This is a genomic window from Thermomicrobiales bacterium (assembly GCA_041390825.1).
In the GTDB taxonomy this organism is placed as follows: domain Bacteria; phylum Chloroflexota; class Chloroflexia; order Thermomicrobiales; family UBA6265; genus JAMLHN01.
In genome coordinates this window covers 24368-47749 of the sequence record JAWKPF010000010.1, presented here as the reverse complement: position 1 = coordinate 47749, position 23382 = coordinate 24368, and the positions used below count along the sequence as shown (strand labels likewise).

At 62.6% G+C, this 23382-nt stretch carries 18 protein-coding genes; 9 read left to right on the top strand and 9 right to left on the bottom strand.

The annotated features are described in order from the left end of the window. Positions 1 to 80 precede the first annotated feature (80 nt). From R2855_06410 to R2855_06400, 3 genes are all read left to right on the top strand, one after another. Positions 81 to 2360, top strand: a complete 2280-nt coding sequence (locus R2855_06410; GenBank protein ID MEZ4530648.1) for a LuxR C-terminal-related transcriptional regulator — start codon at positions 81 to 83, stop codon at positions 2358 to 2360. Between the two features lie 246 nt (positions 2361 to 2606). Next, a complete protein-coding gene (locus R2855_06405) occupies positions 2607 to 3152 on the top strand; it encodes a hypothetical protein (GenBank protein ID MEZ4530647.1) in 546 nt (181 codons plus the stop codon). Between the two features lie 73 nt (positions 3153 to 3225). Beyond that, positions 3226 to 3942, top strand: a complete 717-nt coding sequence (locus tag R2855_06400; GenBank protein MEZ4530646.1) for an isochorismatase family cysteine hydrolase — start codon at positions 3226 to 3228, stop codon at positions 3940 to 3942. On the opposite strand, the gene R2855_06395 is transcribed toward R2855_06400, so the two are convergent. Both R2855_06395 and R2855_06390 read right to left on the bottom strand, forming a co-directional pair. Beyond that, complete coding sequence (locus tag R2855_06395) at positions 3863 to 4657, bottom strand: ABC transporter permease (GenBank protein ID MEZ4530645.1); 795 nt, start codon at positions 4655 to 4657, stop codon at positions 3863 to 3865. The genes R2855_06400 and R2855_06395 overlap by 80 nt on opposite strands. Then, positions 4657 to 5460 carry an ABC transporter ATP-binding protein gene (locus R2855_06390; GenBank protein ID MEZ4530644.1) on the bottom strand — a complete coding sequence of 268 codons (804 nt, stop codon included), beginning with the start codon at positions 5458 to 5460 and terminating at the stop codon, positions 4657 to 4659. Before R2855_06390 ends, R2855_06395 begins: the two co-directional genes overlap by 1 nt. Positions 5461 to 5645: 185 nt before the next feature. Here R2855_06390 and R2855_06385 point away from each other — a divergent pair, with 185 nt between their 5' ends. From R2855_06385 to R2855_06370, 4 genes are all read left to right on the top strand, one after another. Next, a complete protein-coding gene (locus R2855_06385) occupies positions 5646 to 6686 on the top strand; it encodes an ABC transporter substrate-binding protein (GenBank protein MEZ4530643.1) in 1041 nt (346 codons plus the stop codon). Between the two features lie 172 nt (positions 6687 to 6858). Continuing rightward, positions 6859 to 8295 (top strand): HD domain-containing protein, encoded by a 1437-nt coding sequence (locus tag R2855_06380; GenBank protein ID MEZ4530642.1) that lies wholly within the window; start codon positions 6859 to 6861, stop codon positions 8293 to 8295. A 67-nt stretch (positions 8296 to 8362) separates the two neighbouring features. Beyond that, positions 8363 to 8578 (top strand): hypothetical protein, encoded by a 216-nt coding sequence (locus R2855_06375; protein MEZ4530641.1) that lies wholly within the window; start codon positions 8363 to 8365, stop codon positions 8576 to 8578. A 170-nt stretch (positions 8579 to 8748) separates the two neighbouring features. Next, complete coding sequence (locus tag R2855_06370; protein ID MEZ4530640.1) at positions 8749 to 11625, top strand: AAA family ATPase; 2877 nt, start codon at positions 8749 to 8751, stop codon at positions 11623 to 11625. A 372-nt stretch (positions 11626 to 11997) separates the two neighbouring features. Here R2855_06370 and R2855_06365 read toward each other — a convergent pair whose 3' ends face one another. Next, positions 11998 to 12414: a hypothetical protein gene (locus tag R2855_06365; protein MEZ4530639.1), complete on the bottom strand. Its 417-nt coding sequence runs from the start codon at positions 12412 to 12414 to the stop codon at positions 11998 to 12000. Positions 12415 to 13273: 859 nt separating this feature from the next. Here R2855_06365 and R2855_06360 point away from each other — a divergent pair. Then, the gene (locus R2855_06360) at positions 13274 to 13780 is read left to right on the top strand and encodes a hypothetical protein (GenBank protein ID MEZ4530638.1); all 507 of its coding nucleotides are present in this window, start codon (positions 13274 to 13276) and stop codon (positions 13778 to 13780) included. Between the two features lie 633 nt (positions 13781 to 14413). Here the strand turns inward: R2855_06360 and R2855_06355 are convergent. From R2855_06355 to R2855_06330, 6 genes are all read right to left on the bottom strand, one after another. Next, positions 14414 to 14746: an IclR family transcriptional regulator C-terminal domain-containing protein gene (locus tag R2855_06355; GenBank protein MEZ4530637.1), complete on the bottom strand. Its 333-nt coding sequence runs from the start codon at positions 14744 to 14746 to the stop codon at positions 14414 to 14416. Between the two features lie 245 nt (positions 14747 to 14991). Continuing rightward, on the bottom strand, positions 14992 to 15726 hold the full coding sequence (locus R2855_06350; protein ID MEZ4530636.1) for a hypothetical protein: 735 nt from the start codon (positions 15724 to 15726) through the stop codon (positions 14992 to 14994). A 157-nt stretch (positions 15727 to 15883) separates the two neighbouring features. Then, positions 15884 to 17191 carry a dihydrolipoamide acetyltransferase family protein gene (locus R2855_06345; GenBank protein MEZ4530635.1) on the bottom strand — a complete coding sequence of 436 codons (1308 nt, stop codon included), beginning with the start codon at positions 17189 to 17191 and terminating at the stop codon, positions 15884 to 15886. Continuing rightward, positions 17188 to 18174: an alpha-ketoacid dehydrogenase subunit beta gene (locus R2855_06340; GenBank protein MEZ4530634.1), complete on the bottom strand. Its 987-nt coding sequence runs from the start codon at positions 18172 to 18174 to the stop codon at positions 17188 to 17190. The genes R2855_06345 and R2855_06340 overlap by 4 nt, the downstream gene beginning before the upstream one ends. A gap of 21 nt (positions 18175 to 18195) precedes the next feature. Next, the gene (locus R2855_06335) at positions 18196 to 19263 is read right to left on the bottom strand and encodes a thiamine pyrophosphate-dependent enzyme (GenBank protein MEZ4530633.1); all 1068 of its coding nucleotides are present in this window, start codon (positions 19261 to 19263) and stop codon (positions 18196 to 18198) included. Between the two features lie 257 nt (positions 19264 to 19520). After that, positions 19521 to 19931, bottom strand: a complete 411-nt coding sequence (locus tag R2855_06330; protein MEZ4530632.1) for a hypothetical protein — start codon at positions 19929 to 19931, stop codon at positions 19521 to 19523. 1860 nt (positions 19932 to 21791) lie between these two features. Here R2855_06330 and glnA point away from each other — a divergent pair. After that, positions 21792 to 23216: a type I glutamate--ammonia ligase gene (gene glnA, locus R2855_06325; protein ID MEZ4530631.1), complete on the top strand. Its 1425-nt coding sequence runs from the start codon at positions 21792 to 21794 to the stop codon at positions 23214 to 23216. Positions 23217 to 23382: the final 166 nt, after the last annotated feature.

The window sequence follows — 23382 nt, the reverse complement described above, 5'->3', positions numbered from 1 at the left end:
TAACAACGAACGGGCGGAGCTCGCACAGAGACCGTGCAACCGGTAGTCCCACCGGGGGAAGCGATTCCGGCTGGCAGGGGATGTCGAGTTTCCCCGTTCCTCGCACCATGCTGATCGGCCGGGAGCAGGAACGGGCATGGATACGGCGAGCGATTTGCCAGGAGCGCTCGCCACTGATCACGCTTACCGGGCCCGGTGGTGTTGGCAAGACGCGCCTGGCCATCGCGGGAGCGGGAGATGCGCTCCGGTCCTTTTCCGACGACGTTCACTGGGTCGACCTGGAAGCCATTCGCGATCCCGTGCTGATCGAGCCATCCGTCGCGATGTCCTTTGGGATCACGCTGCCGCATGGGCGACCAGCGAGCGAAACGATTGCCCAGGCCCTTCGTAACCGAACATGTCTCCTGGTCTTGAACAATTGCGAGCATTTGATCGAAGCGTGTGCCGGCATCGTGGCAGATCTGCTCGTTCGGTGTGGCGGACTGCACGTGCTTGCCACCAGCCGCGCTCCACTGCGTATTCGCGCGGAGCGCGTTTTCCCGGTGAATCCGCTTTCGCCTCCGGCAGCATCGAGTCTGTTCATCGAACGCGCCCAGGCTGTGCGCCCCAACTTCGAGATCGAGATCGACGACGCGCAACGGCGCGACATCTCCGAGGTCTGCGATCGGCTGGACAACCTTCCGTTGGCGATCGAGCTGGCAGCGGCCCGTTGCAGAACGCGCTCGCCGGAAATGCTGCTGGCCGAGATACCAAATCGGCTCGATTGGTTGGGCGATGGTCCGCGGGATCTTCCCGATCGGCAACGCACCATGCGCGACACGATCGCATGGTCCTACGATCTGTTGCGCCCACCCGAACAAGGGCTGTTCCGGCGCTTGTCGGTTTTTGCGGGTGCATGCGCTCCCCCAGCGATCCAACGGCTCTGCGAGCGGGTTGATGGCTCAACGTGTGACCCCATGCCGGCCCTGACCGAGTTGGTCGATCAAGGCTTGCTCTATCAAACAGAATTCAGTTCGACTCCTCGATTTGCAATGCTCGAGTCGATTCGGGCATTTGGAATCGAGCAGCTCACCGCATCGAACGAAGCAGCTGTCATCGAGGCAGCGCACGCTGAGCACTTTCTCGATCTCGTCGAAGACCTTCATCCGAACCGCATCGATCCGCTCGAGCGTGTCGATTCGCGGATTCAACGCCTGGAGATCGAGCTCCCAAACGTACGGTCCGCGCTCGACTGGTTCGAACGGCACGGAGATGACCTCCGCCTCTTGCGCATGACTGGCGCTCTGGCAGTGTATTGGCACGCGCGCACCCATTTTCAGGAAGCGCGGCGCTGGCTCGAACGTGCGATCGCAATGAGCGAAGACGCGGCGACGGTTCACCGAGCACGCGCCCTCACCGGACTTGCCCTCATTTTGTGGGCAGAAGGCGCGTATGACGAAGCAGCCGTCATGGCCAATAGAGGTCTTGCCATTGCCGAACGCTTTGGTGACCTTGAGGTGATCGCCAATGCACGGCACGTGCTCGGCATGATCGAGGAAATTCAGGACCACTGGGAGGACGCTCGCGTTCACCTTGTGCGCGTGCGCGACGAATGGCACGCGCTGGGTGCGTCAGTTGAAGAGGCGTGGGCCGGTACCTTGCTCAGCCGTGTTGCGTTGGGACAAGGCGATCTTCCACTGGCCGTCCAATGCGCGGAAGATGCAGCGGAGTTGTTTCGCGCGGCTGGATATCCCAGTGGCATCGCGACCGCGCTCAGCCGATTGGCGGAAATTTCCCGCGCCAGAGGGCACGATCGAAACGCCGCCGCTGCTTTCCACGAGGCCCTGCTTCTCTGGTTCGATGCCGGAGAGCGCTGGCTCATCACGCTGGCGCTTGGCGGCCTGGCCGATCTGGCCGCAATGCACGGACAACCACGAACAGCAGCCAGCCTGGTCGGATTTCTCGATGCGCTGGCCCGGGAACACGGGGCGCCTCTCCTGTCGGCTGCACGTCTCAGCCGCGACCGGGCGCAGCGGGTAGCGACTATTCATCTCGGCGAAGAGATTGCATCTGAATACATCCAGTCCGGTCAGTCGATGACACTCGCTGCAGCCGTCGAACAAGCGTCGGCCGTCTCGGTTCCTCGTGTCGTCCAGCGCCGGCCGGCGGCCACTGGTGAGTTGACAGCCAGAGAGCGGGAAATCCTTCAACTAATGGCCGCAATGCAGACCGATCAGGAGATCGCCGAGCTTCTCTCCCTCAGCCGGCGCACCGTGAGCGGTCATGTTGCCCACATTCTTGCCAAGCTGGACGCGCCCAATCGACGTGCAGCCGTCGCCCGGGCGCGTGCGCTCGGATTGTTGGTTGGTCCGGGCGCATAGTCCAGGCGGTTCACGGCCGACGGCGTTGGTCCCGAGTCCTATGCGGTTGCATCCATGCGAGCGACGAGGCGCGGACACTCCGCAGGACCCCTCCCCGTTCCGAGATGCCTTGAAACCACGTATGTTCTCCGGAGGAAAAGCGCCGTTTCTCGTCGTAGCGTGATTACGTCCATTCGAAGTGGACCCAGCGCACCGCATTGGGCGGCCGTTGGCAGCGCGAAGCGATTACAGGAAGCGAGGAATGGAATGCTCAGTGTACGGAAGCTCGCGGCAATCATCGCGGTCGTTGTGATCGTTGGAGGCATCGCCATCAGCGGGATGCGCGATCTCCAGACCTCCGCTCAGGATGCAACGCCCGCTTCACTCGAGGGCCATCCCCTGATCGGAACCTGGATGGTCGATACCGACATTGCCACCGACACAGATCTCCCGGAGGTCGGCATTTTCACCTCGGACGGTTCGGTCTTCGGTTTGGGCGCCACCCGTTGGGTTTCCGGCGCCTGGGAAGCAACCGATGGCTCGACTGGATCGGTGACGATGGCTGGTGTGTTTGCCGCCGATGGAGGCGGCTACGCCGTACTTCGCGGACTCCATGTGGTCGATGAGACCGGCAACGCGTGGTCCTGCGACTGCACCTTCACCATCGTCGCGCCGGACGGCTCTGTCGTGGCCTCTGGCATGGCAACCGCGCATGCGACGCGACTTCCAATCGAGTCAGCTGATGCGGTTGGTTCGCCGCTCGCGGGCTTCCCCACCTGGACGCCCGCAACCGAGGCCACGCCGGCCGCGTAGTCACACCACTTGAACGGCGGAGATCGGTCTTGCACCGGTCTCCGCGCCGGTTCTCGTATCCCGGAGGCGTCCCATGGCCGACTTTGTCATCGATCCGTCACGCACGGCGCTCCTGACCATCGATTTTCAGAATCTCTTCGTCGAGGGACAACTGGCCGCGCCCGATGGCCTGGCGACCCTCGAACGAACGAACCGATTGGCGGCGAGCTGCCGGATGTTTGAGGTGTTGGTCATCCACACGAGGCATGTGCTCCGTGCTGATGGTTCGAATATGGGAATCCTGGGCGAACTCTCCGCCGCGGTGCGGGCCGGGATACTGAGCGACGGTGGTCATGCAACAGCCTGGCATCGTGACCTCGTCGTCGAACCGGGTGATCTGCTGGTGGAGAAACCACGCTATGGCGCCTTCCACGGCACTGATCTGGAATTGATCCTGCGGAACAAGCAGATCGATACCGTCATCGTCGCAGGGATCGCCACCAACATTTGTTGCGATACGACCGCCCGTGAGGCAGTCGCGCGCGATTTTCGCGTGTTCTTCCTGAGCGACGGCACGGCCACAGGCGAAACGGCCGGTCTGTCAGCCAGCTCGATGCAGGCAGCAACACTGGCGACGATCGACGACGCGTTCGGGTGGGTGCTTTCCACCGATCAAGCCATCGAAGCGATCGCCGCTGGCGCCAGAACCGGCGCGGCCAGCGTCGTCGGCGCTACTCCACCACCCATTTGCGCCACGGCATCGCCACCCGTTCGAGCACCGCAATCGCCCCAAACAACCCGATGGCCATGAGCGCCAGAACCAACACACAGGCAAAGACCAGATCCGTCTTGAGCGATGCGCTGTAGAGCGAAATGGCATGACCCAACCCGGCGCTCGATCCGGCCGATTCCCCGATAACCGCGCCGATCACCGCCACCGCCATACCGATCTTCGCTCCGGAGAAGAACGCCGGCAGTGCCGAAGGCGCTTCCACCAACCGGAATTGCTGCCAACCGTTCGCTCCCATCGTGCGCAGCAGATCGAGTGTTTCCCGGTCGGCGGAACGCAGGCCGTCCACCAAACTCACCACAATCGGGAAAAACGAGATCAGCGCCACCATCACCACTTTCGGCATGATCCCGTGTCCGAACCAGATCAACAGCAACGGCGCCAGCGCCACCAGCGGAATCGCCTGGGTCGCCACGACGAGGGGGTAGAGCGCCCGCTCGAGCACCGTCACCCGCTCGATCGCCACTGCCACCGGAATGGCGACCAGCACGGCAACGCCAAATCCGACCAGCACCTCTTGCAACGTCACCCAGGCATCGCTACGGATCGATTGCCAGTTATCGACGAGCGCATGCCACACCGCGCTTGGGGCTGGCAGATACCACTGCGGCGTGTCGCGCCAGCGGACCCAGAACTCCCACGCCAGCAGCAGGAGCCCGATCAGACCCAACGGCAACAACCAGCGGCCGACCCGGCTCATCCACGATTCACCCTGGACGGGCGTTTCCTCGTTCATCAGGCGGACTGCTCGTCGATCAACCCCAGCTCGCCGAGCAACCGGATCCGCATCTCGTTGAATTCCGGCGAGGTGAGGAAGGCGCGCGGCCGCGGCCGTGGGGTATCGATGGTCTCGACATATCGAACGGTCCCCGGCCGTTCGGAGAGCACCAGGATGCGGTCCGCGAGAACGATCGCTTCTTCGATATCGTGTGTCACCAGCACCACCGTGCGGGGATGCTCGGCCAGCAGCGATTGGAGCCATGCCTGGCTCGTCGCGCGGGTCATGGCATCGAGCGCCCCGAACGGTTCGTCCAGGAGCAGGGGAGACACTCCAGGCAGCATGGTGCGCAGAAACGCCACCCGTTGCCGCATCCCTCCCGAGAGTTGCGCCGGATAGCGCTCCTCGAAACCCTGCAATCCAAACGCGGGAAAGCTCTCCATCGCAATCTGCCGTGCCTGCGACCCTTCGATCCCCCGGACTTCCAACCCGAGCGCGGCGTTCTGCAACGCGGTGCGCCAGGGGAGCAGCAGATCGCGCTGATGCATATAGGCGGTTTTCCCCAGGCGTCCTGCCGCGTCGGTCGATCTGCCGTTCAACCGGACCTCACCGCTGTCCGGCGACAGCAACCCGGCCAAAATATCCAGCAAGGTCGTCTTGCCGCTTCCCGAAGGTCCCACGATTGCGACGAACTCGTTGGTCTGCACGGAAAACGAGACATCGCGCAGCACCTGTAGGCGGCGCCGATCCTCGACGAAGGTCGCCGAGAGATCGACGACTTCGAGCGCGGAACGAGCAGGATCTTTGGTCGCGTCGGGCACAGGACTTTCCGGCTGGGTGCGAGAACCTCCCGTCTGGGGAGGCGGAACCGCGATTTTACCGGGATTTGCCCACGCTTCCACGTGCGAACACGTCCTCACACAGATATCCGACTGTTTTAGTATGATATCTGTCGCTACGCGGATGCCCTTGGCGCCGCGACCGGTAGAGCTCGAAAGGACAGTTCGTGACCCTGCGTATCGATTCGACCGTTTCTCGCCGTGCCATGCTGGGCGGCATGAGTGCCCTGGCTGCCGCCGCGGTGCTGACGCCACGATCCGGCGCTCAGGACGCGTCCCCAGCCGCCGGCGAATGGGCCTATACCGACGTCCTTGGCACGACCGTGACCCTCCCGGAAGCCCCGGTGCGCATCGTCGCGAACATCGTCACGGCCGCCGCGCTTTGGGATCTCGGGATTCATCCGGTCGGCGTGTTCGACTGGACCGTCTCGAACTACCCCGACGGCAACCATATCGCCTGGGGCAATATCCCAGCCGACCAGGTCGTCAACGTCGGCAATGCCGATGGCAACATCGAGCCGGAAATGCTCCTCACGCTCGATCCGGATATCGTCCTCACCCAGACCTTCGACCGCACCGATCCGGCGCAAACCAACGGCGTTCCGCCCGATCTGCTCGAGCAGATCGATGCAATCGCGCCGGTGCTGGTGGTGACCGATATGGCTCCGACCGATGTGCTCGTCGATCGTCTGGTGCAGTTGGGTAGCTCCCTCGGCGCGGACCTGGACGCACCCGAGATAACCGCCGCGCGCGAGGCCTACGAAGCCAAGATCGCCGAATTCCAGCAGGTTGCCGCCGAGAAATCCGACGTGGCGAATCTCTTCGCCAACTTCGGCGCCGATCTCATCTATGTCGGCGGACCAAAGGACGTCTCCGAGTTGCAATGGCTCACCACCCTCGGCCTGAATTTCATCAATGCCGATTCCGAGATGGCGACCGAGTTCTGGGAAGAGCTGAGCACCGAACAAGCGATGCGCTACCCGGCGGATGTCATCTTCTCCGACGTCTATAGCGAATTGCTCACCGCCGAAGACCTGGCGGGCGAGCCGGTCTATGCCGTCATGCCCGCGGTTGTCGCCGGTCAGGTCGGTCTCTGGAACCGCGACTTTCCGGTCAGCTACGCCGGCGCCACCGCTTTTCTGGAAACCATCCTCGAAACCCTCCGCACCGCCGAGAAGGTGACAGACACAGCAACGCCGGCAGCCTAACTCGGGTCCTGTGTCCAGAGTCCAGGGTCCAGTGCTCGACGCCTGGACCCAGTTGCTTTGCACTGGACATCGGACCCTGGACACTGGACCATTCCCTCGATGCGGTAGACTGGCCGCTCGTTACCGGCGAGGGTTGCCGGTGCTCACGATTCTGGCCCGAGCTCCGACTGCAATGTCGCTTCCCATGCAACGTCAACCGTCCGCGGCGGTCATGCTTCAGCCTCGACATGCCCATGTGGTCGAACGGTTGGCCGCGGCATTTTCCGATGCCGGATACGAGCTCTCGCTGGTTGGCGGCATCGTGCGGGATGCGCTGCTCGGCTTCCAGGTCAACGATCTCGATCTCACCTCGAACGCGACTCCGGAACAGCTGAAAACCCTCGCTCCGGCCGTCGGCGCGTCCTCCATCTACGATATCGGGGAGAAGTTCGGCACCATCGGGTTCGTCTTTCGGGTCGAAAGCGACGACGAACCGATTCCGGTCGAAATCACGACCTACCGCTCCGAGCATTACCCTGACCAGACGCGCCATCCCCAGGTCGACTTTGGCGCCGACCTGATCGGCGACCTGGCCCGGCGCGATTTCACCATCAACGCCATGGCCGTCGACGTGCTTACCGGTGAGCTGATCGACCCCTTCGGGGGGCAACCCGATCTGCACCAGGGCATCATCCGTGCAGTCGGCGATCCGATTCAACGGTTCGATGAGGATCCGTTGCGTCTCTTGCGCGCTGCCCGTTTCGTCAGCCAGCTTGGTTTCATGATCGAGGTCGACACGCTGGATGCCATGCACGAAATGGCCCCCGAGATCGAGCGCATCAGCAAAGAACGGGTCTATGCCGAGCTCACCCGTCTCGTGACCGGCACCTATGCCTCCCATGCGCTCGAAACGCTGGCGCAGACCGGCTTGCTGGCGCTGACGATGCCCGGACTGGAACCGCTCTCGCTCGAGACGGGCGAACGCGGCTCGATTCATCGGGAAAAGGATCTCTGGGATCACACGAAAAAGGTCGTGGACAAGGCTCCGCAACGCCCGGTGGTGCGCTGGTCTGCCTTGATGCATGACGCCGCCAAACCGATGACGCGCGGTTACGATGCGCATGGCGAGATTCACTTCATCGGCCACGAGCGCGAAGGAGCCATCCTGGCGAAACAGGTGCTCGAAGGCTTGCACGCGGACCGCGCCACGGTGAACGCGGTCAGCCATATCGTCGAGCTTCATGGCCGCCCGGGCACCTATGAGCGCAGCTGGACCGATAGCGCCGTGCGACGGCTCATGCTCGATGCCGGTGACGAGCTGCACGATCTGCTGGATCTCGCCGCGGCCGATGTCACCTCCGCCCGCGCATTTCGCCAGCACGCCGCCGCGCAGCGTATCGCCGGGTTGCGGTCCCACATCGAGCGCCTGGAGGCCGAGCGCGAAGCCGATCAGTGGAAGAGCCCGCTCGATGGCGACGAATTGATGGCCGCGTTCGACCGCAAGCCGGGTCGTTGGATCGCCGAAATCAAGGATCATCTGCGCGAGCTGGTGCTCGATGGCGAGCTCGCTCCAGGCGACAAAGAGCGCGCCCTGGAGATCGCGCAGCGTCTGCTTGCCGATCGGGAGTGATCCTTCGGGTATCCTCTGTTGTCAGAATCGAACGGACGTCCCAGACGCTGGAAAAGGGAGCGCTTTCTTGGAAATCTACGATCACTCGGACAAATCGATGCAGGAACTGATGGCGCAGGAGACCCTGACGCCCAAAGAACTGGCGAAGCTGCTCAGCATCGACATCGATACGATCCTCACCGCCTGCTTCCGCGGTTCCCTCAAGTCTCATATCGTCGACCACGACGTCATCTCGATCGACCGCAAAGACGCCCTCGAATGGATGGCCAAAGGCCAGCCGTAAACGACCGGATTTGCAAGCTCGAGCGCTCATCACAGGGCGCCTAACGGGCGCCCTGCTCGCAAGCTGCGTACGGAGAACTTCGCAAGTGACCGGCGAGCGACCAGGCGCAGGCTATTGGCGGATTTCGGCTATGCTCATGCCAACGTAACCTGCATTCGAGAACTGGTGAGATGGAGCGTAGGACGACCGCTTTCCAGTCGCCGCAGCCCCAGCGTCTGGTTGGGCGAAACCGTGAAATCGCGCTCCTGAAGGGCGCGCTGCACGAGGCAGTGCGCGGTCACGGGCGCTTCATCTTGATCGGGGGGGAAGCGGGCATCGGCAAGACCAGTCTCCTACGGTCGCTCATGGCAACGGCACACGCGATGGGGCTTCCCGGCCTGCTCGGACAGTGCTTCGAATCGCTCGGCTCGACCCCATTAGCGCCCTGGATCGATTTGATCGCCGGTGTCGATCGCGAGCCCGACCCTGCGGAGGCCCGGGAAATCGAGCGAACGCTTCGAGGACTTCTGCAGCGTCCTAGCGTGCTTGCGCTGGAAGACCTCCATTGGGCCGATCGCGCCTCGGTCGACCTCCTTGCCCAGATCGCGCGCGGCATCGACGACTTCCCTGTCCTGCTGATCGGCACTTATCGCGATGTCGAGCTGGGAGAGCAGTCCGCTCTTGCCATTCGCCTGCCCGAAATTGTGCGTGAGTACCGTCCACTACGAGTGATGCCGAAGAAGCTCGATCGCGAAGCCATCGCGGACTTGATGGACGATCGGTATCCGGAAGGCGCGAATGCCTTGCGGCGAGTCGTGGATCTATTGGACCGCTATGCGGACGGAATTCCGCTCTTCATCGAGGAACTGCTGCTCACGCTCGAATTCCATGGCGTGTTGTCGAGCGGCGATGCGGAGGCTCCTGGCGGTGCCCTGGAGCTGCCCGCGGTCCCGCCGGTGGTGCAGCAAATAGTCGCCAACCACATTGCAACACTGAGTGACGCGACCGTTATGCAATTGCAGGCCGCCTCTGTCTTCGATGGGGTAATCCCGCTAGAACTCTGGCTGTCTCTGCTCGATCTCTCGGAAGACTCATTCGCCGCAGCAGTCGACGAAGCGCTTGCCGCGCGCCTCATCGTCGAGCTGCCGGATCTGAACGGATATGGCTTTCGCCATTCCCTGATTCGCGAGTCGTTTTACCGCCGCTTGAGTCTTCCGCGCCGTACCTTGCTCCATCGTCGGGTTGGTGAGTTACTCAGCCAGGGTATGGCTCCGGCAGGTGTCATTGCCGAGCAGTTTCGTTCGGCATCCGATCCGCGGGCAGGTGAGTGGCTGCTGCGTGCCGGGCGTGTCGCGCTAGCTGCCGATGCCGCCCCGGATGCCATCGCCCTTTTCGAGAAAGCGCTTGGCTCGCCCGGAGTCGCCGTCGAAGACTCGATACACGGTTGGCTCCTGCGAGAGCTCGCGGAATCGCACCGCTTTCATGCTCCGATGGACGGATTGCTGGCCGCCGGCAAAGCTCTGGCGATCGCCGAGCGTTGTGGTGATCGTGCTTTGCTGGTGGCCACTCGCTGGACCATGGCTCGGCTGCACGCGGTCATGGGCGAACCCGTGCTGGAGGCGATCCAATCCGCCTTCGATGCATGGGAGCTTCTGCCAAAGGAGGCAAGGGGAGATTTGGGAGACTCTGTTCCCAGCAATGTGCCGTCCCGGGGCGATCTGATTCAATGGAAGATGCTCTATGGTCGATATCGGGACGCGGCAGAAGCGGCGACTTCGCTCCTGGAGCAAGCCGTGGCAGAGCCCTCCGCCTTGTCGCCGCGAGAGCGCATTGCGGTCCTGATGGCGCTTGGCATTTCCAGCACCTTCCTTGGACACCCTCCCCGGGCGCGCGCCGCTTTGCGCGCGGCGCGCGACGTTGCGCGAGCGACCGGCAATGCGTTCGCCCGGGCCTGGGTGCTGAAATACGAGCTGCAGGACCTTGCGCTGACCTACTCCACGGACGATCTCGACGAACGGCAACGGCTCGTGGAGGAATACCGCATTGCCTTTGAAGAATCCGGCGGATTCTTTGCGCGCCAGACAAAGGATGCTCGGCAAAATCTCCTCCGCGTGCTCTATCTGGAGGGCGAATGGGACTTGGCAGTCGCTGCGACGTCGCGAGACCCCACGGCCGTTCTCTGGCGCCCCGAGGTCGATCTCGCACTCGAGCGAATTGATCTTGCGCGCGGCCGGTATGCGAGTGCCTGGGATCGACTGACGCCCTATCTGGCCGCTGGATCGTTGGGCACCCCAGATGGCAACCTGTATTTCGGAGTGATGTTGGCGCACCGGCGGCTAGCCGCCGAGCTCTCTCTGGTTGAAGGGGATCTCGATCGTGCCCGAGAATGGCTCGACGCGCACGAGCGCTGGGTGGAATGGTGTCAACACCTGCCCGAGCGCGCGCTGGGCGAAACGCTCCGAGGAGCATATTTCCGCGCTCTTGACGATGTCGATGCGGCCTCCGCTCACGCGAAGAGGGCCGTGGAGCTCGCCTCGTCTCCCCGGATGCCGCTCGCGTTGGCAGGGGCGCTGCGTCTGAGCGGCGTCGTCGCCACCGAGAGTGGCGATGAGATGGAAGCGCGTCGCTTCCTTTTCGATGCGTTCGAAATCGCAGAGGCGGCCCGTGCGAAGTACGAGCAGGCGCTTACCCAACTTGCAATCGCGCGGATGGAGATCCGATTCGGCGACCAGGAGCGAGCTGCCAAGCAAATCGACCAGGTCGAGGCAATATGCAAATCGCTGGGCGCTCGTCCGATCCTTGGACAGATCGAAACGATGCGTGCTGAAGTGACGTCGCATGTCGAGAATTTGAACGTCCGAGCCGGCGCAGGATTGCTGACCGATCGCGAATCTCAGGTGCTGACGCTCCTGGCGCAAGGTTTGGGGGACAGCGAGATCGGTCGACGATTGTTTATCAGTCCGCGAACCGTGGCCCGCCACTTACAGGCGATCTACGGAAAGCTCGATGTCCATTCCCGCACAGCGGCTATCGCGCGCGCCTCCGAGCTCGGACTTTTGTCGCGCTGATCGATGCTTCCGCTCATGCTATCCCCCGGCCCATTCGATGTATGGGCGAAATTGACCATACCGTCGGGTCAGCGTGCGCGCCCGCATTTGGGTAGTTCTTGCGATGGCGATCACCAGTCGCAGGGCTACCTTGAATCCAGGAATCCAGTGTTCTTGTAGTGGTGGGCGCTGGAAAGAATTTGGTCTGGGGACCGCATCGTGAATGGGAGTTCGATATGTACCGGTTGTATGTGGTGTTCGAGTTGTATCGCTATGAGCAGGAGTTGGTCGAGAAGCGTGCCATGCGCCGAGCAGCGCTGGACGAGGCGAAGCGCGGGAACCCGTGGGGCGAGGCACGTGACGAGAATTCCGGTCCTACGTTGAGCAAACGGCTTAACGAGGTCGTCGGCAGGTTGTCAGGGAGTCGGCTCCGAAAGGTGGAGCCAGCAGTCTAGAGATCTTATTGGTTTGCACGAAATGAATGGGTGAAGCATCGATATGGAGAGTAATAAGTTCGATCGATTCTCTCGTGTACTCGCTAGGCGATCGTCCCGTCGCCAAATGACCAGGATCGTCGGCGCCGGTGGCGTCGGAATGCTCGTTTCGAGTCGCGTCGGCTTGGACCGTGCCGCAGCGCAGATTGCCGAGTCGGTGTGCCGGATCGAGGTGAACGCAGCGGTGGTGGTCGGGAACGATCCGGGCCGCGACTGGTCGGGCGAAATCGAGCTGCGCATGCGTTCCGATGGGTCGATCGAGAGTGGTGTCCTTCATGCTCAGGGCGGCAATGCCATCGAAGTAGTTGGCGAACAATTGGGACACTCCCTGTCGCTTCGCGCCGGAGCGGGTGGCGATGCTCCGACGGTCTTCGCCGGCATTGGCAGAATGCCAATCGAGCAGTGCGCTGGGGCGGTCGATGGCACCTTCGCCGACACGAAGTCTGGCGAATTGGGAATTTGGACGGGCCGATTCATAGGACGAGCGTCTGAGGATTCAAAACCTGCCGGTGAAGGCGCTATCGTGGCAACGCCTGCCGGAACGGCGCTCGGCTCGGCCTGTGGCGAGCCGCTCTCGTGTCCAGACGAGTGGATGTGGGACGAAGCTGCGTGTGCCTGTGTCTGCCAATTCGGACTGGCAGAGTGCGGCGACACCTGTTGCCCCGAGGGAACGATCTGCGGTGCATCGGGTGAGTGCGTGTGCCGAACACCTGGAGACGAGAGGTGCGGCGGCGAGTGCTTTAGTCCCTGCACTGGAATTACATTCCGCAATCCGGAGACCTGCAACTGCGAGGACCCCTGTGCCGGGTATTCCTGCGCCCCGGGACAGGAACTGCGCCGTTCGAATGGCCAATGCGTTTGCCAGGACCTGTGTGAAGAAGCCATGGGGCCAAGCTGGGTGTTCTGCAATGACATGTGCCTTGACAGCCTGACGTTCCCATCCGATCCGAACAACTGCGGCTCGTGTGGAAATGTCTGCCCCCAGAATGCTGTCTGCCGATACGCCGAATGCGAATGTCAAGAGGGTCACATCTGGTGTCAGAATTTTGGAGCATGCATTCCCGGCGATAGTTGCTAGAGGCCAAAGGCGGACTGAGCTCCGCCGGCAAATTCACGTGTTCACGTGCGAAATGCTCGGACTACAAGCGTGAGCAGCAAATATATGGAGAAACTCTATGGAATCGAAAACACTCGAACGATGGTCGAAAGAACTTGCGAGGCGCAGCTCTCGCCGCGACATGACGAAGGCTGCAGGCATGGGTGGCCTGGGATTGATCCTCGCTGGGCTTATGCGCGGGCAACCGGGTGCGGCACAAGGCGATCTTCCCACGGAATGTGCGTTCGAAATCGAAGCGGCCGTCGCCACCGGTGACAACGCGGGAGCGGTCGCGCGTGGTCGGGTCAGTTTTGATCTGCAGAACGATTGGCGCTTCGAGAATGGTCGCTATGAGCCCGAGTTGGGCAAGCCGCTCGACCTCATTGGAACCGTGCGAGGCAACGCAATCGACCTGCGGATCGAGCGTCCCGATGCGCGCCCGATGATTCTTCATGGCGTGGGAGCCTTCCCGCTTTCCACATGCGTGGGGGATGTTGCGGGGAGTTTCGGTGACCTCGAGACTGGTGAGCTGGGCTACTGGCGTGGTTTCGATCTTGTAAAGGGAGACGGCAACGCGACCACTTAGAGGGACGCCGGAGCGACTGTCGCGGCAACCGCAACATCGTCCGGCGGATCGTCGACCTGCTCTGGGTCACCCGACGGTCCTGCGCCGTCATGTCCATTGTCCACACGGTGGGATGAGGCGCAGTGCGCGTGCGTCTGCGACGATGGAATGCTCACGTGCGGAGAGGGAGATTCTACATATTGCTGCCCGGAAGGTCAGGAATGCACCAACTACGGAGTGTGCACCTGCATCGAATCCGATTTGCAAGCTTGCGGCGGGAGCTGCCATTCACTCTGCGTCGGCCTCGAAGTGCGCAACTGGGACACATGTGCGTGCGTGCATGCATGCCCCGATCTGCAATGCGGTCCAGGATTTGAGCTCCGGTTCGACAGTGTCAACTGCTATTGCCGCGATCTTTGCTGGGAGCAAGCCCCTGCTGGGTACGTCTACTGCAACGGAATTTGCGTCGATAGCGCGCTCTATTCGACCGATCGATTCAACTGTGGCGGCTGTGGAATCCAGTGCGCGCAAAACGAACACTGCGATGCAGGCGCCTGTGAGTGCGACGAAGGCTTCACATATTGCCATCGATTCGATGCGTGCGTCCCGGGCGACTTATGCTGAAAATTGGGCTCGGAATCGGACCGTCGTTATTCAGGAGCGATACCCCAGCCGCTCACTTATTGCGGCGGCAGCCCGGCGCACGCCCGGGGCGATGCGTGGAATCCGGTCCTCGGTCATTCGGATGGTCGGACCGGAAACACTGATCGCCCCGACACATGCTCCGGTATGATCGAAAACAGGCGCCCCGACACACCGGGCGCCTGTCTCGATTTCCTCGTCATCGACGGAATAGCCTCGAAGACGGACCGAGTCCAGCTCGCGTTCGAGCGGGATTGGGCTGGTAATCGTTTGTGGCGTCTTCGGCAGCAAGACGAGCGAATCGATCTGCGTTCGCCGGTCGCCGCCCCAACTACTCGCGATCAATCAAGTGAGAGATGGAACCAGTGTCGATTGCAGACTGAATTCACAGTGCGGTAAGAGAGATTGGCCGCCCCGTTGCCCAAAGAAGGCATCCGTGGACTCTTCCTGCTCATCGTCATCATCCTGCAAAGCCGACTCACAAACACAGCTCGCGTCACGCGCTCGATGTAGGAGGGGTCATTCTTTGCGGCTGGCGGTTGGCGCTGGCCGAGTTCCCTTCTTCCCGTGAAAGCCAATCTGTGCTCGAGCTACGCGGTGAACCCCAACACCAGGGTAATCACCAGCCACTGCGCCATCGGAGCCGGAAACGTCCCCCCCGGCCAACGCCGCAATCCCCGGCAGACCAACGCCACCAACAAGCCAGCCGTCAGTCCGGCCGCAAACGCGATCGCCAGATTTCCGCCCTCAGCGCTCGCGCCCACCCGCAGCACATCCCCAAATCCCCAGGACACCGCGAAGAGCGCCGTGCCGATATCGATCCCGCGAACTCCGCGTTCGAACCCGAGCGGCACGATCCAGAAATTGATCGCGTGATACGCCGATGTCATGAACAACCCAAGCAGCGCGATCTTGACGACCTCATCGACCGGGCCGGCCAGCAACCGCGCGCCCAGCATCATGACCGGCACACCAATCAACAGATAGCGCGCCTGCTTGGCGATCCCGCCCGGCGCGTCTGGCACCCTGAGCGATGGCAGTGCGGTATCTTCGATCCCTCGCGCGGCTGCTCGGCGGATATACGCTAGCGCCAGCACTGTCGCCAGCAGCGGTCCCGCCAGCCGCCCGATGTACCAATCCCAGGGCGTGTCCTCCACGGCCACTTGCGGCGCGGCGAAGACCGCCACCAGCAACGGCCAAACCGCATGTTGCACGATCGTCAGATTGAACCAGCGGTAGATCTTCTTGAGGAATTGCAGACTCCCGCCCTGCAACGCCCGTCCAAAGATCCCCGGCTCCGACGGCGCCGGATGATTCATCCCCATCGCCGCCTCCGGCTCGCACCTCTATCTCCGCCAGCCTCGTCCGAGAACGCAGGAAACCCTTCGCTTCGCCCAGCACAACAAACAGGGGCAGCTTCGAACACCAAAAGCTGCCCCATGAATACTGCCGTTCTGCCTGCCGCCTGCCGCGTGCTGCCTGCTAGAGAACCAGCCGCAACGGCTTCTCCAGATACCCCTTCACCGCCTGCAGGAAGAGCGCGGCTTCGGCGCCATCGGAGATGCGATGGTCGGCCGAGAGGGTGATCTTCATCTTGTACGCAACCGCCAGTTCGCCGTCCCGAATGACCGGAACCTCGCTGATCGAACCGATCGCCAGGATCGCCGCTTGCGGCGGATTGATGATCGCCACGAATTCGGAAACGTCGTACATCCCCAGGTTGGAGATGGTGAACGTGCCGCCCTGGTATTCCTCCGGCAGCAGTCCGCCTTCGCGCGCGCGTCCGGCCAAATCCTTGGTCATCTTCGCGATCGTGCCAAGCGAGAGCTTGTCCGTGTCCGGCAGGAAGGGCGCAATCAGCCCGTTCTCGATCGCGACTGCAATATTGATGTCGATATTCGCGTGATCGAAGAGCGTCTCGCCTTCGAGACTCGCGTTCAGGTTCGGGAAATCGCGCAACGCCAATGCGGCAGCCTTGACGACCAGATCGTTGAACGACACCTTGGACGCCTTGTCCTCGATTTCGCTGTTGATCATCGCCCGGAACTCGCGCGCTTCGGTCATGTCGACCTCGGACACAACGTAGAAGTGGGGGATGGCCGCCTTGGATTCGGCCATCCGTTTGGCAGTCGTCTTGCGGATTCGGCTCTGCTCCCGCGCGATGCCGGCCGGACGTGTGCCACCGCCAGATGCAGCTACCGCTGGGGCTGGCGCCGCCGCGGGGACCGTGGCCGGAGCCGCCGGAGCGGGCTTGGGCCGCGCGCCGGTCAGATAGGGCGCCAAATCGTCCTTGATGATGCGTCCACCCGGACCGGTGCCCGGAATGCCGGAGAGATCGATATCGTGCTCGGCGGCTAGCCGCTTCACCAGCGGAGACGCGCGCAGCTTCTCGCCGTCTGCGCGTACTGGCGCGGTGGGCGTCGGTTCGGCTGCCGGAGCCGGAGCGGGCGCGCTGGCGGCGATCGGCTCTGGGGCGGGCGCCGGTGCGGCGGGTGCGGCTTCTGCCTTGGGCGCCTCCGCAACGGGAGCCGCTGCGGTCGGTGCCTCTCCCTGGGCGCCGATCTGGGCAATTGGCGTCCCGATCGGAACGGTTTGCCCCTCGCCCACCATGGTCTGGATCAGATAACCGCTTTCGGCTGCTTCGATCTCGAGCGCCACCTTGTCGGTCTCGATTTCGGCAATCGGGTCACCAGCGTCCACCTGGTCGCCCACCTGCTTCAGCCAGCGCAGCAGCGTCCCTTCTTCCATTCCGTCGCCCATTTTGGGCATGATCACCTGGGACACGGTCACGACCTCCGATAGAGCACGCGGTTCACCGCGTCGATGACATCGTCTTCACTGGGGAACGCCGCGATTTCCAGATTGCGGGCATACGGTGCTGGCACTTCCGCTCCGCTCACCCGCTCCACCGGAGCGTCGAGATAGTCGAATGCATGCTCGGCCAGATGCGCCGCCACTTCGGACGCGACGCTGAACCAACGCCATTGCTCTTCGACCACCACCGCGCGTCCGGTCTTTTCGACCGATTTCACGATCGTCACGGTGTCGAACGGGCGAATCGACCGCAGGTCCACGACCTCCGCATCGATGCCGTCGTCCTTCGCCAGCCGCTCGGCTGCTTTCAGCAGCAGATTCACCTGCCGGCCGTAACCAATCAAGGTCACGTCCGTGCCCTCGCGCGCGATGCGCGATTTGCCAAACGGAACCGTGTATTCCTCGTCCGGAACTTCGCCCTTGGTGCCGTAGAGCGCGCCGGCTTCCAGGATGAGCACCGGATCCGGGTCGCGGATCGCCTCGATCATCATGCCGTGCGCGTCGTATGGCGTGGCCGGCGCGACCACTTTGAGACCGGGAAAGTGCCCGTAGAACCCTTCCAGGCTATGCGTGTGTTGCGCCGAGAGCTGGACACCACCGCCGTTTGGACCGCGGATCACCAGCGGCACCGACGCCTGGCCGCCCGAGAAGTAACGGATCTTGGCCGCGTTCTGAATGATCTGATCGGCCGCCTGGAACGAGAAGTTCCAGGTCATCATTTCGACGATGGGGCGCATGCCCGCCATCGCCATGCCGATCGCCGCGCCGGTGAAGCCACCCTCGGCAATCGGGGTGTCCATCACCCGCTTCGGGCCGAACTTGTCCAGCAAGCCGTCGGTGACCAGATGCGTGCCGCCATAGAGGCCGATATCCTCGCCCATGACGACCACGCGCTCGTCGCGCTCCATCTCCTCCGACATGGCGGACTTGATGGCTTCGCGGTAGGTAATGACAGGCATCGAACGATACGTCCTTTCCTGCTACCCGACCGCTTCCGGTTCGGCGTAGACATCGGTGAGCAGCTCATCGAGCGATGGCTCGGGGCTCTCGTCGGCAAATTTGATCGCGTCCGCGGCAACTTGCTGGAACTCTTCGCGAATCCTGGCGATCTCGTCGTCGCTGGCGATATCGCGATCGAGCAATTTCTGCTCGGCAATGCCCAGCGGATCGCGCTTGCGCGCTTCGCGCACCTCGTCCTTGGAGCGGTATTTCTCCAGGAAGTCCGCTGCGCCATGGGGCGAAAGGCGATAGGTCATGGCTTCCAGCGCGTAGGGCGCGCCGGTTTCCCGCACCAGTTCGGTCAGGCGGACCGCGGCGGCGTACATCGCCTCGATATCCATGCCGTCGACCGATTCGTTGGGAATCGCGTACGAATCGAACTTCGAAATCAGGTTGGTATTGGCCGTGGCGCGCTCGATGCTGGTGCCCATACCGTACTGGTTGTTTTCCAGCACGAAGAGGCAGGGGTTGAGCCCCTGTTTGCCCCACAACCCAGCCAGATTCGCTCCTTCATGGAAGGCGCCGTTGTGAATGGCGCCGTCACCGAGATAGAGCTGCGTGATGCCGGTATTGTTCGGCAGATACCGTTGCGCATACGCCATGCCGACCCCGACCGGGATATGTCCTCCGACGATTCCGTATCCACCCCAGAAGTTGTTCTTGACATCGAACAGGTGCATCGACCCGCCCTTGCCCTTGACCAGCCCGGTGCCCTTGCCATAGAGCTCGGCCATCACTTCGTTGGGGGTGCTGCCCAGCAGCAGCACATGCGCGTGGTCGCGGTAGGCGGTGATCACCCGGTCGTCCGGCTGCACCGTTGCCAGCAGCGCGGTGGCGATCGCCTCCTGACCGATATACATGTGCAGGTATCCGCCGACCTTGCCCTGGCGGAAGGCCGTCTGGCAAGCCTCCTCGAAGTACCGCACCAGCACCATCTTGCGATAGAACTCGAGCAGTAGCTCCGGGGAGAGCTCGGGTACGTGCGGCTTGTCGCCATTGGTCGCGGCGGCAGAGCGCTTTTTCCTGGTTGATTCTCGCGATGTCGCCATTCTGATCTCCGATCGCTCCGGAATCTGGGCGGGTCCGTTCCCGCGGAAATCCGAAGCCGGTCGCCCCCGGCCTTCCTTATTCGATGAGCAACTCGCAGCAAGGATGGCCCGACAGCCTGGTTGTCAGATTGTACCCAACCCGGCAGCGATCCGTTCGGGGCGCCCGAACGGCAGCATGGCGCGAACCGCCGAATTTGCGGACATGACCAGGCGAATAATGTGTGATCTGACGGGATCGGCGATTGGCGCGCGGCGGATTACTCCGCGGCAAGCTGCCCCATTTGCAAGGCAAGCCCATCGGCGCCGGCTGCCAGCGCGGGGTCGTCCGCGGCAACGCCGTCACCCAGCGTGAACCATGGCGTCGGGCGACGCGGCGGGTTCTGCCAGGGATACGCCTTGCGGCTCTCCTCGAACGAGGCCGGCGCCTGCTCCCAATCGCTTGGCTCGGCAGCCTCGTCTGGCAGCGGCATCGCGTGCGAGAGTTCCTGGGCGGTCAGATATTGCGAGGCCGGTCGGGTCGGCGGACCCTTTGGCGCCGGCGCCTTGACCGACCACTGCCCAGGAATGGTCGACCGATCGGGCGCCGAACCTGGCTTGAGCATGGTCTTCATGCCACCCGGCGCCTCCGGGGTCGTCGTGCTGCGATTTGCCGGTCTTGCGTTGCCCATGTCTCACCCGAAACGTACCGCGCCCCCGCGAGCGCTCCACTCCATCGACCGTCCAATTCTCGCACGTTGCATGGGCAATGTGCGTCGGACCTGTCGTTCTGCCAGGAATCAGGAGTCAGCCAAGACTACTTTACGTAACAAATCTCCGCTGATAGAGTTGACCCACAACTCCAACCGAACATGGACATCGATCTCATCGTCAGACTCTGGAGCAACGATGTTCGGACCGTAGTGGAGGAAAAGCCAGATGGATAATCGTTCGTTCGATACGTTCGTCAAGGCTGTGGCTTCGGGCGTCAATCGTCGAACGCTGCTCAAGGGCCTGCTCGGTCTGGGCGGTACGGCCGTGGGAGCGTCCCAATTTGGTGAAGCGCATGCGGCCCGACGTCCGACGCCGACTCCGAAGCCGGCCAAGTGTCCCGGGGTGCAGGCGCTGGTGAATGGCGTTTGCACCTGTCCCGGTTCCGCACCGGACAAGTGCGGACCCGACTGCTGCAACCCAGCCGGTATCGGGGCGTCCCATAGTGAATGCTGCGACAACGCCTGCTGCTACGGCGTCTGCTATGGCGAAGAGCTCTGCTGCCCCTATCCGCGGGTACATTGCCCTGCCGACCACGTCTCGCGCGATCTTTGCTGTGATGAAGGATCGCTCTGTTGTGGCGAAGGCACCGCGACCCCCTTCTGCGTTCCGGACCTCCCCGGAGCCTGCTGCGCCGATAGCGACTGTCCTCAGGTTGGGACTGCCTGTGGCGCATGTGTAGACAATCTCTGCACGGTCCTGCCGTGCGGCGCGTGCCAGGTCTGTTCCAACGGCGAGTGCGTCGGCTGCGAACTGGCAGGCTATGGCTGCTGCAACAGCGACGATGCCTGTGTGGAGTGCTGCTTGTCCGAGCAGTGTGGACCCTATTTCGATTGCGATCTCTATATTTGCGAGCCGTGTGAGGTAGAAGGGCGAGTGCCATGCGGGGAGCCTCCTTGTATCGAAGGTCCCGGCAGCCGAGCCAATTGTTGCTGTGAGGCATGCAGCTCGAACGCCGACTGCCCGTCCTGCCATGCGTGCTTCGATGGCGCATGTCGCCGGTGCGACGAAATGGGGCTCGAATGCTATAGCGGTGTCTGTGGGGAGTGCGGAAGCAGCGAGGACTGCGGTCCATATTTCGACTGCGATCTATACACGTGCCTGACCTGCGAGGAAGCAGGGATGGCGTCGTGCGGGTCAGCGCCTTGTCCCTCGTGGTCGTTCAATTGTTGTTGCGACGCCTGCGCGCAAGACAGCGAGTGCGACTATTGCGAAGCGTGCAGTCAGGGAGCGTGCGTGCCGTGCTCGGAGGTAGGTCTCCAATGCGCCGGTGCCTATGGATGCGGTGAATGCAGGTCCTCGGCGGAGTGCGGGCCCTACTACGATTGCGACCTGTACATCTGCCTGACTTGCGAGGAAGCAGGCATGGTGCCCTGCGGCGAACCGCCGTGCACCGGGCCCGACGCAGGAAACAACTGCTGCTGTCCCATATAGCACCCGCATGACGTGCCAGCGCATCGATCGACTCCGAAACAAGAGACCCGGCCATCTGGCCGGCGCCTCGATTCGGGGCGGCGTGCGCCGGCATGCGGTTCGCAACGCACAAAATATCGTGAGAAACCATGCGTGGGCTTGTGCAATGCCAGTTATTCCGAGTTCTGTCTTCGTGCCATCCGCACGGATTTGGACAATGCGCACAGGTTTCGGTCTGAATTCCCCTCCTGCACGATGACGTGATTTCGCCCAGTCCCTAGAGTTTCGGGTTGTTGTGGGCCGAACGGCGGCCCGAACGCAGTCCACCGAGCACGTTTCATGCGGTTCGGGTCAAGAGGGGAGCACCGATGGCGAAATCGCCGGCCGACGTGATGAAGATGGCCAAGGATGCGGGAGTCAAGATCGTCGACTTCCGGTTCACCGACCTTCTCGGCACCTGGCAACACACCTCCAAATCGATCGCCGATGTGGACGAGGACATCTTCGAGGACGGCGTCGGCTTCGACGGTTCGTCGATCCGTGGCTTCCAGGCCATCAACGAATCCGACATGCTGATGATGCCGGATCCCACCACAGCCCAAATCGATCCATACACGCAGATCCCAACGATGTACATCCTCTGCGACATCTACGATCCGCGTTCCGGCGTCCGCTACTCCCGCGATCCGCGTGGCGTCGCGCAACGCGCCGAGGAATACCTGAAGGCGACCGGGCTTGGCGATACCGCCTACTTCGGTCCAGAACCCGAATTCTTCGTCTTCGACAATGTGCAGTACGCCCACACGAATGAATCGTCGTTCCACGCGGTCGATTCGGTCGAAGGTTTCTGGAACACCGGTCGCGACGAAGAGCCGAACCTCGGCTACAAGATTCGCCCCAAGGCAGGCTACTACCCGGTCCCGCCGCATGACACGCTGATGGATCTGCGCTCGCAAATGGTGCTGACCATGGCCGAGCTCGGCATCCCGGTCGAAATCCACCATCACGAGGTCGGCACCGCCGGTCAGTGCGAAATCGACATGCGCTTCGACACGCTGGTCAAAATGGGCGACAACACCCAGACCTACAAATATGTCGTACGCAACGAGGCCCGCGCTGCCGGTAAGGTCGCCACCTTCATGCCGAAGCCGATCTTTGCCGACAACGGCTCGGGTATGCACGTCCATCAGTCCATCTGGAAAGATGGCAAGAACCAGATGTTCGGCTCGCCGGACGACTACGCCGGCCTGAGCGAATTCGCCCGCTACTACATCGGCGGTCTGCTCAAGCACGGCCCGGCGTTGCTGGCCTTTGCCGCGCCGACGGTCAACTCCTATCGCCGCCTGGTTCCGGGCTTCGAGGCGCCGGTCAACCTGGTCTACTCCCAGGCGAACCGCTCTGCCGCGATCCGCATCCCCACCTACTCGAAGAGCGAGAAGAGCAAGCGCATCGAGTTCCGCTGCCCGGACACGTCGGCCAATCCATACCTCGCTTTCTCGGCTCTGCTGATGGCCGGTATCGATGGAGTCAAGAACAAGATCGATCCGGGCGCGCCGGCCGACTTCGACCTGTACGAGGCCAGCCCTGCGCAGCTGCGCCGCATCAAGAGCACCCCGGGTTCGCTCCCGGAGGCGTTGACCGCGCTGGAGCGCGATCACGACTTCCTGCTCGAAGGCGGTGTCTTCTCGCCAGAGTTGATCGAATCGTGGATCAGCTACAAGCGGGCCAATGAGGTCGATCCTATCGCCCTCCGTCCGACTCCGTACGAGTTCTACCTGTACTTCGACGTCTAGACCGTCGAATCCGCGGGGGACGCACAGTGGCGTGGCGCACGAGATTCTCCGTGCGCCACGTTTCCACGAGAAGCGTCCGCGCTATCGCGGCTCGCGTCGCACCCGAATGGAACGCTCGGCAGCGGACATAATGGTCCGCTCCCACGGACAACCATGAAGCTCGCGC

Bases quoted from the DNA above. Each gene is read 5' to 3' on its own strand.
- R2855_06330 (MEZ4530632.1), bottom strand. From the start codon at position 19,931: ATGGGCAACGCAAGACCGGCAAATCGCAGCACGACGACCCCGGAGGCG.
- R2855_06400 (MEZ4530646.1), top strand. From the start codon at position 3,226: ATGGCCGACTTTGTCATCGATCCGTCACGCACGGCGCTCCTGACCATC.
- R2855_06410 (MEZ4530648.1), top strand. From the start codon at position 81: ATGTCGAGTTTCCCCGTTCCTCGCACCATGCTGATCGGCCGGGAGCAG.
- R2855_06340 (MEZ4530634.1), bottom strand. From the start codon at position 18,174: ATGCCTGTCATTACCTACCGCGAAGCCATCAAGTCCGCCATGTCGGAG.
- R2855_06360 (MEZ4530638.1), top strand. From the start codon at position 13,274: ATGGAATCGAAAACACTCGAACGATGGTCGAAAGAACTTGCGAGGCGC.
- R2855_06380 (MEZ4530642.1), top strand. From the start codon at position 6,859: ATGTCGCTTCCCATGCAACGTCAACCGTCCGCGGCGGTCATGCTTCAG.
- R2855_06405 (MEZ4530647.1), top strand. From the start codon at position 2,607: ATGCTCAGTGTACGGAAGCTCGCGGCAATCATCGCGGTCGTTGTGATC.
- R2855_06335 (MEZ4530633.1), bottom strand. From the start codon at position 19,263: ATGGCGACATCGCGAGAATCAACCAGGAAAAAGCGCTCTGCCGCCGCG.
- R2855_06370 (MEZ4530640.1), top strand. From the start codon at position 8,749: ATGGAGCGTAGGACGACCGCTTTCCAGTCGCCGCAGCCCCAGCGTCTG.
- R2855_06395 (MEZ4530645.1), bottom strand. From the start codon at position 4,657: ATGAACGAGGAAACGCCCGTCCAGGGTGAATCGTGGATGAGCCGGGTC.
- glnA (MEZ4530631.1), top strand. From the start codon at position 21,792: ATGGCGAAATCGCCGGCCGACGTGATGAAGATGGCCAAGGATGCGGGA.
- R2855_06350 (MEZ4530636.1), bottom strand. From the start codon at position 15,726: ATGGGGATGAATCATCCGGCGCCGTCGGAGCCGGGGATCTTTGGACGG.